We start from the raw sequence: 11,421 nt of genomic DNA, 5'->3' as shown, positions 1-11,421 counted from the left end.
CAAACCACCCGTTCTACGGGTGGTTATGATTATTCAGGTATCTCGAAAGGGTGAATTCAATACATGGGTATGTTATAATAAATTATCGTGATAAGAGTGAGGTGATATGGGTGAGTTGGTTTACATCAAAGAAAATAACGTTAGAGCCGAGCGGTGAAATTTGGCAAGGTGCGACGCGGATTCTGCGTGCGTTAGCGGATGCCGGATTTGAAGCCTATGTCATTGGTGGTGCGGTGCGCGATTTGGTGCTCAAACAAACACCTCATGATTATGATATTGTAACGAAGGCAAGACCCGATGATATTATAGATATTATGGCTAAGGCCGGTTTTAATACGACCGGTGTAGTCGGTAAGTCTTTTGGCGTGGTTGTAGTGATGGTGCCGGAAGGCAGTTATGAAGTCGCCACATTCCGCCGCGAGCGCTATGGTGCGGACAGTCATCGTCCGGAAGAAGTGGTATATGCCGATACGCTTGAAGAAGACGTGGCTCGCCGCGATTTTACGGTGAATGGCATGGCCATGACGGCTCAGGGTGAAGTGATAGATTTAGTGGGCGGCCTTAAAGATATTAAAAGTCTTACTTTGCGTACCATTGGTAATGCGGAAGAACGATTTCAAGAAGACGCGCTACGTTTGTTTAGGGCTTGCCGTTTTGTGGGCAAGCTCGGTTTTTTGCCGCATCGCAGCTTATTGGATGGTATGGCGCCTAACTTTAAACGCGTAGAAGGGCTTTCCTTGGAGCGTGTTCGTCAGGAACTGGACGGGCTCTTGGTCACACCTCATGCGGCCAAAGGTCTTGATGTTTTGGTTCAGTCCGGCTTGGCCGATTGCAACTGTCGCATACTCATGGCCGGTGAATATGAGTTAGTTCCGATTTTGCCGGAATTGCATCATTTGGTGGGATTACCGCAGCAACCGGAATTTCATGCCTATGACGGCTGGGTGCACACCTTGGCCGTAGTGCAGGCGATTAAGCCTGATTTAACCTTGCGTTGGGCTGCTTTATTGCATGATGTGGCCAAAGGCATGGACTGCATTCGCGGTTTTCACAACGGCCGTATTACGGACCGTGGCCATGATCAATTGGGCGCTCAAATGGCAGAAGTTATTTTGACACGCTTACAATACCCAAAAAAGATGGTGCAGCGCGTAGCATGGCTCGTGAGCAGTCATATGCGCTTTCACTTTTTTGCCAATAATCAGGATGCCGACCCTTGGCGCTGGATGCGTAAAGAGGCTCAGAGTGGCCGTTTTCGTAAAAGCAGCGAGTTAAAAGAAGCGGTACAGCAAATGGCTGAAGTGTGTGCTGCCGATGTTATCGGTTGCGGTCGGCCCCATAGCAGTACCGATGGTACATACGCCATGGGCGAATGCCTGGCGGCGATAACGGAATCGGTGCCGATTCATACGCGAGATTTGGCGTATGGGCCTGAATTGCCGGCCCTATTGGGTGACAAAACAGGGGAGATATTGCAAGCATTGTTAGTTCAAGTGCGTAGCGGTCAAGTTGCGAATGAACCGGAGGCCTTAATGGAGGCGGCTAAGCGTAAACTGGCTCGTAAAGCACGTAAGGAGTAATAGGGATTCATGATTACTAATAAGGATCAGAAAGCCTTACAAAATAAAATATTTCTAATTCTCGTGATTTTTTCCGGCGTAATGGTTCTCTTAGCCGGGCGTCTGTTATGGCTCCAGGTGTTTGATAACAGTCAATTGGATACGAAGAATTTAAGTCAGGTAAAAGAAGAACGTAAACTTCAATCGCCGCGCGGCACGATTTTTGACCGCAACGGTAATCCCTTGGCCATCAGTATCGTGACTCGGTCCTTGTATGCGGATCCGAAGATGATTAAACAGTCGCCGGAGGAAATTGCGAAGCTGATTGCGCCGTATACGCGTATTAAGGAAGAGACCATTGTTAAACGTCTGCAAGAAGATACAGCGTTTATCTGGCTTGATCGTATGATGGATCCGGATAAATCGAAAGCGGTTGATCAAGTTATAAAGGATAATGAACTTGTAGGCCTTAATTTCGTTAATGAAAGTCGTCGTTTCTATCCTAACGGTAATTTGTTAGCTCAGGTGCTCGGTTTTGTAGGCACCGATGATAAAGGGCTGGACGGTCTGGAAATGCAAATGGATGATACTTTGCGCGGTGGCACGACTAAAGAGTTGATCGCTACGGACTCGCATGGTACCGCTATTTTTGGCTCTGTATTATCGCAGTTTTTGCCGGAAAAAGAAAAAAGTATTACCTTAACGATTGATACGACGGTTCAGTTTATTGCGGAACGGGCGTTGGATAAAGCCATGGCGGATACGAAAGCGACGGGCGCCAGCATTATTGTTATGGATCCGAAGACGGGCGAAATTTTGGCAATGGCTAATCGTCCGACATATGACCCGAACCACTTTGATAAAGGAAATGATAATTCTTATAAAAACCGCGCTGTTACCGACATGTATGAACCGGGCTCTACCTTTAAACCGTTGACTGCTTCGGCGGCGTTGGCATCCGGTAAATGGACTGTGGATACCGTTTTTAATGATACCGGTTCGTTTGTTGTGGGAGACCATACGATTCAGAACTGGGATGGCGAAGGCAACGGCCCGGTGCGTTTGTTGGAAATCTTAAAATATTCCCTCAATACCGGTATGGCTAAGTTGGGTATTACGACCGGTAAAGAGATTATGGATAAATATCTCCGGGCGTACGGATTTGGTAAAGCCACAGGTATTGAATTGCCGGGTGAAGCGGAAGGCCAGCTCCGGTCGTTGGATGATATGTCCCAGCTTGATTTGGCGACAATTTCGTTTGGCCAAAGTGTTAACGTTACCCCGCTCCAAATGGTACAGGCCTTTAGTGCCATTGCCAATGGCGGTAAAATGATGAAACCGCATATTATTAAGAGTATCAATAATCCGGATGGCTCGGAAGAAGAGATAACTCAAGATATGTCGGCGGGTCAACCGATTCCGGAAGATGTGGCCAAGACAATTCTTGATATTTTGGAAAAAGAAGTATCCGAAGGGGGCGGCAATAAGGCGGCCGTTGACGGCTATCATTTTGCCGGTAAAACCGGTACGGCTGAAAAACTGGATCCGGAACATGGCGGTTATTTAAAAGGGCGTTATATTGCGTCCTTCATCGGCATGGGTCCGGTGGAAGATCCGCGTTTCGTAACGCTTATTGTAATTGACGATCCGAGCGGTACCTACTATGGCAGTCAAATTGCAGCCCCTGTTTTTAAAGACATTATGAGTCAGCTGGTGCGTTACTTCCAGTTGTCACCATCGGTAACGCGTGAAAAAGACTTGAAAGGGCAGAGTGATACTCGCCCGGCTAAACCGAGCGTTGAAAAAGCGCCTGATGGCAGCGTTATCATTCCTGATTTTACCGGCTGGACGACCGGTGAAGTGCGCGATTGGCTCCATGATGCAGGTTTACAATTTGCTCCTGACGGTACCGGTTATGCAGTATCTCAGGATATCCCCGCCGGTGGCGAAGCCGAAGCGGGCGAAGCGGTAACAGTTTATTTTAAACGATAAAGATATTGTTATATATAATTAGGAGGCGTTGGCATGATTGAATTACGTGGCAAAGCTGTGGCGGATGCCCACAAAGCAGTGTTAAGTGAGCGTTTGGCAGAACTTCAGGCAAAAGGTATTGTGCTGGGCTTAGGTATTTTATTGGTAGGCGATGATAAAGCGGCGCAAATGTATGCTCGTTTTATGGAAAAAACTGCCAAGAGTGCCGGCTTTGGTGTTGAAGTAGCACATTTGTCGGCTGATGCGTCCCAAGCGGAAGTCCTGGCTGTTGTTAAACGGTGGAACGAAGATGACCGCATTTATGGCGTCTTGCCGTTGATGCCGATGCCGCCGCAGGTAGACCCTGATGTGATTATTGAAAGCCTGGATCCCGGTAAGGATATTGACGGTCTTACGGCGCGTAATATCGGCCTTGCCAGCTCCGGCAAAGGCGGGTTCTGGCCATGTACGCCGCTCGCTTGTATGGCCATTTTAGAACATTATAAAATTCCGTTGGCCGGTAAGCATGTTGTCGTTGTCGGTCGCAGTCAGGTTGTAGGTAAACCGGTAGCTTTGCTCCTGTTGGAACAACATGCGACGGTGACTCTTTGCCATTCCAAAACTACAAATTTAGAAGAGCATTTAAAGCAAGCTGATGTAGTGGTAGCTGCTGTGGGCCGAGCTCATGTGATTACCGGTGATATGTTAAAACCGGGCGCTACCGTTATCGATGTAGGGATTAATGATTTAGACGGTAAGACGGTAGGCGATGTAGAGTATGCATCGGCTATTGAAGTGGCCGGCGCCGTTACGCCTGTACCGGGTGGCGTAGGTTCCGTAACGACCACGATGTTATTAGAAAATATTTACGAGGCCTATCATGCACGAAATGTCAATCGCTGAGGGAATTGTTGATATTGCCCTCGATACGTTAAAAGCTAATGAGGGTCACGTAATTCACGCCATTCAATTAAAACTCGGCGTTATGTCGGGTGTTGAACCGGATGCATTGCAGTTCTGTTTTGATTCGGTTACTAAAAATACGGCCGCCGAAAATGCGGTTTTGCAAATTGAAATGATACCGCTTTGTGGCAAATGCCTTGATTGTGATAAGGAATTTTCCGTCACCGATTATGTATTTAAATGTCCCCATTGCGGCAGTTTGGCCATTTCCACCATAACGGGCCGCGAATTGCAGGTGGCGTCAATCGATATGGATTGATATGGTCCGTGTATATAGATTAAGAGTGAGGTAGCTATGGAAGTAAAAGTTATGACCAATGTGCTGGCCAAAAATGATGCTATTGCAGCTGATTTACAGCGCTTGTTTAAAGAAAAAAATATATTTGTCTTTAATTTATTGGGCTCACCGGGCGCGGGCAAAACCTCACTGCTCGAAGCGACCCTCAAGGAGCTCGCCGAAGAGTATTCACTCGCCGTAATTGAAGGCGATTTATATACCGCGAAAGATGCGGAACGCATTCATAAATTGGGCATTCCCGTTTTGCAAATCAATACGGTTGGCGGTTGCCACTTGGATGCGAAAATGATTGAAGATGCCTTGGCTGAACTGGATTTAGACAAGCTTGATATGATTATTATAGAAAACGTAGGGAATTTGGTGTGTCCTGCTGAGTTTGCCATTGGCGAAGCCATGAAGGTTACCGTACTATCCGTTACGGAAGGGGAAGACAAACCGCTCAAGTATCCTTTGATTTTTAAAGAATCGAAGGCTGTGTTGTTGAATAAGGTGGATTTGTTGCCGTATATTCCGTTCGATAAGGAGAAAGCCGTTACGGATATTAAGAACTTAAATCCGGCGGTTAGCCTGTTTGAAGTGAGCTGCACTGCCAAAACAGGGCTAACCGAATGGACGGATTGGCTTAAAGCTCAGATAGAAGCGGTACGAAAGGGGTAGTTATGAAACAATTACAGCGTATTTCATTGGCAGTTCTCATAAGCAGTGCCTTAACGGGTGGTGTTTTTGCAAATGGAACAGCTGATTTGGTTATGGATCCGGCCGATACTTGGGCACCGGAGAAGGCCGCCGTTAATAAAATGGCGGTGCGCTTGGCGGAAAGTATTGAGGCTCAAGAGAGTGAAAAAACCGGCATTGACTTGACGGCTATCGGCAAGAGTTATACGGCTGACTCTTTGGAAGCTTTGTCTGAAAAGGACTTTGCTATCGGCAAGTTGATCCTCGGTGCTGATTTTAGAACCTTAACAGGTAAGGACAGTGATTGGGAAGCACTGCTCGGTGGTCCTTTAAGTGAACGTGAAGCGGCTGCCGGTGATAAAACGGCTACGGCTACTAAAGCGGCCACTGATGCGGCTGATGCTGCTGATGCCGCTGATACCACTAAGGACGCTGAAGCTAACGAAGCAGCTAAAGCTGATGCTGCAAAAGGTGACGCTAAAGACGGTGTTGCTGAAGACGCGGCTAAAGGTGCCTCTGAAGATGCGAAAGCTGATGCAGCTAATACAGCTAATACAGCTAATACAACTAATACAACTAATGCCGTTAAGACTGATTCTGTCGATGCAGGGAAAGATGTCGATGATGCGGTAAAGGACGATGGTGAGATTAAGCTGTTAGCCGATGACGCTAAGAAATCTAAAAAGATTCGTCCCGCAAAACCGGCGGTTAAACCGATTACCGTGAAAGATATGTTTACTACTTATACCGGTAAAGACGGGAGCTTCACCGTGTATACCGGCGTATATGGCCCTAATTCGAGCTCTTTAAACGGTCATTTGGGTGACGGTGATACGTTGCGTCGTGAAGGTCTGGATTATACGTTTGCCCCACAAACTATTACGAATATTCACATCACCGAAGGCGCGGCTGAGACGGTTCGCGACATCGGTATCGGCAAAACGCGCGGCACAATCCTCTTTGCTTACGGGGCTCCGCAAGGCATGTGGCGGGATGCTAAAACGGGAACCGTAGCGCTTATTTATAAATATGAAAAAAGTAAAAATTCTGTAAAAAGTAAGAAGGAATTTGCGTCGCCTGTGGCGAAAGATAATAGAGAAGGCACACCGCTTACAACTAATGGTATTAATGCTCCGTCTTCGCAGTATTTAGTGTTTACACTAAAGAATAATAAAGTAAGCGCTATCGATATGATTGACGGCCAGGTGTGGTCGCGCCTTAAGCTACCGGCTGTGCAGGAACAGTATTACAAAGCCAACCAATTGACGGCTGATGATTTTAGTCTTATGGGCTATCGGGTGAATGAACCATTCGTTTCGAATCAAGATGAACAATGGCAACAACGAGGCTTCTTATATGACGACGAATTCATTGCCTACGACGATGTTTTGGTAGGCTATGACAAAAATCAGATGGTAGTGCGGGCGATGATTACCAAAAGCACGGCTTTGACGCGCCGCGGCATTTCGATTGGCGACAGTAAGTATTTATTGTTATATTTATATGGCATGCCTACGAGCGTGGAAGCGGATACCGCGGCTAACGGCGATCCGCTCATGATATATACTTACAAGAACCCTGACTCGGCATACAGCTATTTGTTGTTTACAGTGGGTGAGAAAGACAATTTTATAAAAACGGTAATGTTGTCAGACAGACCTAACAAAGAATTGAGTAAGTAGGCTTTCGGTAAAGGAGGATGACACATGGTAACAGCACAGGACATCAAAGAACGATGGAATTCTCTGCAGGCGGATGAAGAACGGATTTTATTTATTGTCGGCGGTCCCGGTTCCGGGAAGAGTAAATTAATCCGCGAATTGGCAGAGCAAGACGGTTGGAAGTACATTGAAGCAAAAGAACTTATTGACGATGAGTTTTTGGAAGTAGCTCGCGATTTACGTCCCGATATGGCGAAGGACGTTATGTGTGAAGCTCTAAAGGCGTGCGGTTCCGATGTAATTTTACTGGATAATGTTAATGTATTGTTTGCACCAATCTTAAATTTGAAGCCTATTGAATTATTAAAGACAATCAGCACCATGTATCCAATCGTAGTAGGTTGGCGCGGTCGCTTTGATGGTGAAAATTTGTTCTTGGAACATAACAACAATCCTAATTATTTCTCCTTTAAAGTAGAAAAAGCAGAACGTATCGTGTCTATTGACTAAGTTTTAATAATAGCGTAAGATATGTAATTGTAAATGACGATAAAGAGTCTTTGCCCGGTATAAGCCGACGGTAAAGGCTCTTTGTTTCGGTGGGAAGTTTGCTTGCCGTGTTAACTGATGTTTTAGCAGGACATTCAAAGAAAAGTACGGTTAGCAGGCGCACCGAAAATTTTGTGAAAAAATTAGATTAAAACTATAGACACAGTAGGTAAAGTTTGTTATAATGAATTGTCAGGTGGTCGCCTGGCTTTTTTAAGTTGCCCAAAACTTGACATGCTTGCCCTGCTGTGGTAGGCTATATAAGCATATTTGTTTAAGGCAAGTTTATTTTGAAGTGAGGTGTATCCGGATGCGTAATGCAGTGACTATGGCATGTACTGAATGCAAACAACGTAACTATCAGACGAACAAGAATAAGAAAAACAATCCTGATCGTATTGAAATGATGAAATACTGCAAATTCTGCGGTAAACATACGTTACATCGCGAAACGAAATAATTCGTTTCATCCAATTAACCCGATGATTTAAGGATGTGAAATGATGGCAGGATCCAATTCTACAGCACCGCAGCAGCGTCGTGGCGGCGTAGGTCGTATGGCGCGCGAAATGAAAGCGGAACTCAAAAAAGTAGTCTGGCCGACAAGAAAAGAGCTCATCAATTACACGATTGTAGTATTCGTTACCGTAGTATTTATCTCCGCCTTAATCGGCATTGTGGATGCTATCTTTAGCGAATTATTCCAGTTGTTGATGCGTGTTGTCGGATAGGAGGCCTTTCCGTGGAAGCAGAAAAGAAATGGTATGTTATACATACTTACTCAGGCTACGAAAATAAAGTAAAAACTAATCTTGAACGTAAGGTTCAATCCATGGGCATGGAAGATACGATTGGTCGTATTTTAGTGCCTGTTGAGGATGAAATCGACGAGAAAGATGGCGTTAAAAAAGTTGTAAAACGCAAAATCTTCCCCGGCTACGTAATCGTAGAAATGGAAGTAAATGATCGTTCCTGGTATGTAGTACGTAACACACCGGGTGTAACAGGCTTCGTAGGCTCTGCTACCAAACCGGTACCGTTATCTGATTCCGAGGTTGAATATATCCTCAAATCACAGGGGCTGGATCAAGCACCAAAGCAAACGATTGATGTCGTAGTAGGCGAAACAGTGCGCATTACTTCCGGTGCCTTTGAAGATAGATTAGGTACTATTACTGAAATCAATCACGAAAAACAGACATTGAAACTTGATGTGGAAATGTTCAATCGTGAAACGTCGGTAGAGGTAGATTTTTCTCAAGTTGAGAAAGATCTTTAATATATACAATATAACTCTAAACTTTTTAGGCGGCTTGGTGGTCGCCAGTGGGAGGAAATTTTTCCGTTACCACCACATTTTGAGCACAAGGAGGTGTAATCACCATGGCTAAAAAAGTTACAAAAATTGTAAAACTTCAGTGTGAAGCAGGAAAGGCTAGTCCAGCGCCACCTATCGGCCCGGCTCTTGGTCAGGCAGGTGTTAACATTATGGCGTTCGTTAAAGAATTTAATGAACGTACAGCACAGCAGGCTGGCTTAACTATTCCGGTTGTTATTACTGTATTTGAAGATAGAAGCTTCACTTTCGTTACAAAAACTCCACCGGCAGCTGTACTTTTATTAAAAGCAGCTGGTATCCCTAAAGGATCCGGTGTCCCTAACCGTGACAAAGTAGCAAAAGTTAGTCGCGATAAAGTTCGTGAAATCGCTGAACTCAAGATGCCTGACTTGAATGCAAATACTGTAGAACAAGGCATGCGTATGGTAGAAGGTACTGCACGCAGCATGGGCATTGTAATCGTTGATTAATTAGCGTACGACGTGTGCCAATGAGGGCACATATCGGTGGGAGGGAATTCCCGTTAAACCACATAAGGAGGATTTTAGAATGGCAAAAGTAGGTAAGAAATACGCTGAAGCAGCTAAACTTATCGAAGCCGGCAAATTCTACGAACCAGTAGAAGCTGTTGAGCTCGTTAAGAAAACTGCGACTGCTAAATTCGACGAAACTGTTGAAATCTCTTTCAACTTGAATGTCGATCCTAAATACGCTGATCAACAAGTTCGTGGTGCAGTAGTTTTACCTCATGGTACTGGTAAAACTAAACGCGTCCTCGTATTTGCGAAAGGCGAAAAAATTAAAGAAGCGGAAGATGCTGGTGCAGATTTCGTAGGTTCTGAAGAATTAGTAGCAAAAATCCAGGGTGGCTGGAGCGACTTCGACGTTGCTGTAGCAACTCCTGACATGATGGGTCAAGTTGGTCGTTTAGGTAAAATTTTGGGTCCTAAAGGCTTGATGCCAAACCCTAAAGTTGGTACTGTAACGATGGACGTAGCTCGTGCTGTTAACGAAATTAAAGCCGGTAAGATCGAGTATCGTACTGATAAAGCAGGTATTATCTCCTGTGCAATCGGTAAAGCTTCTTTCGATGATGCAAAATTGCTTGACAATTACCGCACTATCGTTGATACTATTATTAAGGCTAAACCGGCAGCAGCTAAAGGTCAGTACATTAAATCTGTAACCTTGAGCTCTACTATGGGCCCTGGTGTTCCACTTAACGTATTCAAATTGACTACTGTTACGAAGGAACAATAATTAGATATGTTCTCTTAGCTGTAGACCGCAGGTATGTATAATGGATGTAAATCCGCCCGCTGAGGCTGACACCGATTTCTTATTTTAGAACGGTTCCGACCTCATCGCGTTGGCGGTGAGGTCGTTTTTTACGCTAAGATAGTACATAGAGCATCACCAAAATCTATAAGGAGGTATTCTAATGGCTGTCACTACACAGAAACAGGCAATCGTTGCACAGATGAAAGAAAATCTTTCTGAAGCAAAGGGGGCCGTACTTGTTGGTTACCATGGCTTGACAGTAGCTCAGGTAACTGATTTACGCCGTAAATTCTTGGCTGAAGATGTAGAGTACAAAGTAATCAAAAATACATTGACTCGCATTGCAGTTAATGAATTAGGTATTGAAGGTTTCGCGGAGCACTTGGAAGGTCCAACTGCGTTGGCTATTTCCAAAACTGATGCAGTAGCTCCGGCTCGTATCATTGAAAACTTCATTAAAGACACTAAAACTGAAGCAATTGACGTTAAAGTAGGTCTTGTTGAAGGTAAATTAATCAATGCTGACGAAGTTAAAGCCCTTGCTAAATTGCCTAACCGTGAAGGTATGCTTTCCATGCTCCTTTCCGTACTTCAGGCTCCAATCCGCAACGTGGCTTACGCTGTAAAAGCGGTTTCCGAAGCAAAAGACGAAACTGTAGCATAATCGGTAATTTAAACATATTACTACCAAATATAATTAGTGGAGGAACTAAATCATGGCACTTAACATTGAAAACATCGTTGCTGAATTAGAACAAGCAACAATCCTTGAATTAAATGATCTTGTAAAAGCTATCGAAGACAAATTTGGCGTAACTGCAGCTGCTCCTGTAGCTGTTGCTGCTGCTGGCGGTGCTGCTGGCGCAGGCGAAGAAAAATCTGAATTCGACGTAATCTTGAAAGACGCTGGCGCTGGTAAAATCAACGTAATCAAAGTTGTTCGCGAAGTAACCGGTCTTGGCTTGAAAGAAGCTAAAGCTGTTGTTGACGGCGCACCTGCTCCTGTAAAAGAAGGCATTGCTAAAGCTGACGCTGAAGCTCTTAAAGCTAAATTGGAAGAAGCTGGCGCAACTGTTGAACTTAAATAATTTAAGGCCTATAGGACATTTTGAGTTGGTTTTTAGA

At 44.9% G+C, this 11,421-nt stretch carries 14 protein-coding genes; all 14 read left to right on the top strand.

All coding sequences use genetic code 11. The annotated features are described in order from the left end of the window. Window positions 1-158: 158 nt before the first annotated feature. Window positions 159-1,580: a CCA tRNA nucleotidyltransferase gene (locus QZL64_RS03365; protein WP_156705572.1), complete on the top strand. Its 1,422-nt coding sequence runs from the start codon at window positions 159-161 to the stop codon at window positions 1,578-1,580. 9 nt (window positions 1,581-1,589) lie between these two features. After that, entirely contained in the window at window positions 1,590-3,551 is a 1,962-nt protein-coding gene (locus QZL64_RS03360) for a penicillin-binding transpeptidase domain-containing protein (RefSeq protein ID WP_021840606.1), read from the top strand. 33 nt (window positions 3,552-3,584) lie between these two features. Continuing rightward, the gene (locus QZL64_RS03355) at window positions 3,585-4,433 is read left to right on the top strand and encodes a bifunctional 5,10-methylenetetrahydrofolate dehydrogenase/5,10-methenyltetrahydrofolate cyclohydrolase (RefSeq protein ID WP_021840605.1); all 849 of its coding nucleotides are present in this window, start codon (window positions 3,585-3,587) and stop codon (window positions 4,431-4,433) included. Next, window positions 4,411-4,752 (top strand): hydrogenase maturation nickel metallochaperone HypA, encoded by a 342-nt coding sequence (gene hypA / locus QZL64_RS03350; RefSeq protein WP_021840604.1) that lies wholly within the window; start codon window positions 4,411-4,413, stop codon window positions 4,750-4,752. The genes QZL64_RS03355 and hypA overlap by 23 nt, the downstream gene beginning before the upstream one ends. 36 nt (window positions 4,753-4,788) lie before the next feature. Next, a complete protein-coding gene (hypB, locus tag QZL64_RS03345) occupies window positions 4,789-5,448 on the top strand; it encodes a hydrogenase nickel incorporation protein HypB (RefSeq protein WP_021840603.1) in 660 nt (219 codons plus the stop codon). A gap of 2 nt (window positions 5,449-5,450) precedes the next feature. Next, window positions 5,451-7,148 carry a hypothetical protein gene (locus QZL64_RS03340; RefSeq protein ID WP_021840602.1) on the top strand — a complete coding sequence of 566 codons (1,698 nt, stop codon included), beginning with the start codon at window positions 5,451-5,453 and terminating at the stop codon, window positions 7,146-7,148. A 24-nt stretch (window positions 7,149-7,172) separates the two neighbouring features. After that, window positions 7,173-7,637, top strand: coding sequence for a BREX-3 system P-loop-containing protein BrxF (brxF, locus tag QZL64_RS03335; RefSeq protein ID WP_021840601.1), 465 nt, complete (start codon window positions 7,173-7,175; stop codon window positions 7,635-7,637). Window positions 7,638-7,986: 349 nt separating this feature from the next. Continuing rightward, window positions 7,987-8,136: a 50S ribosomal protein L33 gene (gene rpmG / locus QZL64_RS03330; RefSeq protein ID WP_006555618.1), complete on the top strand. Its 150-nt coding sequence runs from the start codon at window positions 7,987-7,989 to the stop codon at window positions 8,134-8,136. 40 nt (window positions 8,137-8,176) lie between these two features. Then, entirely contained in the window at window positions 8,177-8,407 is a 231-nt protein-coding gene (gene secE / locus QZL64_RS03325; RefSeq protein WP_021840600.1) for a preprotein translocase subunit SecE, read from the top strand. An 11-nt stretch (window positions 8,408-8,418) separates the two neighbouring features. Further along, a complete protein-coding gene (gene nusG, locus QZL64_RS03320; protein WP_021840599.1) occupies window positions 8,419-8,955 on the top strand; it encodes a transcription termination/antitermination protein NusG in 537 nt (178 codons plus the stop codon). Window positions 8,956-9,059: 104 nt separating this feature from the next. Further along, complete coding sequence (gene rplK / locus QZL64_RS03315; protein ID WP_006555621.1) at window positions 9,060-9,485, top strand: 50S ribosomal protein L11; 426 nt, start codon at window positions 9,060-9,062, stop codon at window positions 9,483-9,485. Between the two features lie 79 nt (window positions 9,486-9,564). Further along, window positions 9,565-10,275 carry a 50S ribosomal protein L1 gene (rplA, locus tag QZL64_RS03310; RefSeq protein WP_006555622.1) on the top strand — a complete coding sequence of 237 codons (711 nt, stop codon included), beginning with the start codon at window positions 9,565-9,567 and terminating at the stop codon, window positions 10,273-10,275. Between the two features lie 181 nt (window positions 10,276-10,456). Continuing rightward, complete coding sequence (gene rplJ / locus QZL64_RS03305; protein ID WP_006555623.1) at window positions 10,457-10,960, top strand: 50S ribosomal protein L10; 504 nt, start codon at window positions 10,457-10,459, stop codon at window positions 10,958-10,960. A gap of 52 nt (window positions 10,961-11,012) precedes the next feature. Continuing rightward, the gene (gene rplL / locus QZL64_RS03300; protein ID WP_006555624.1) at window positions 11,013-11,384 is read left to right on the top strand and encodes a 50S ribosomal protein L7/L12; all 372 of its coding nucleotides are present in this window, start codon (window positions 11,013-11,015) and stop codon (window positions 11,382-11,384) included. Window positions 11,385-11,421 lie beyond the last annotated feature (37 nt).

The sequence above is a fragment of the Veillonella sp. CAG:933 genome, assembly GCF_000431435.1.
GTDB lineage: Bacteria > Bacillota > Negativicutes > Veillonellales > Veillonellaceae > Veillonella_A.
Note: the sequence above shows the minus strand (reverse complement) of the source record. Positions and strands in the feature narration are given on the sequence as shown.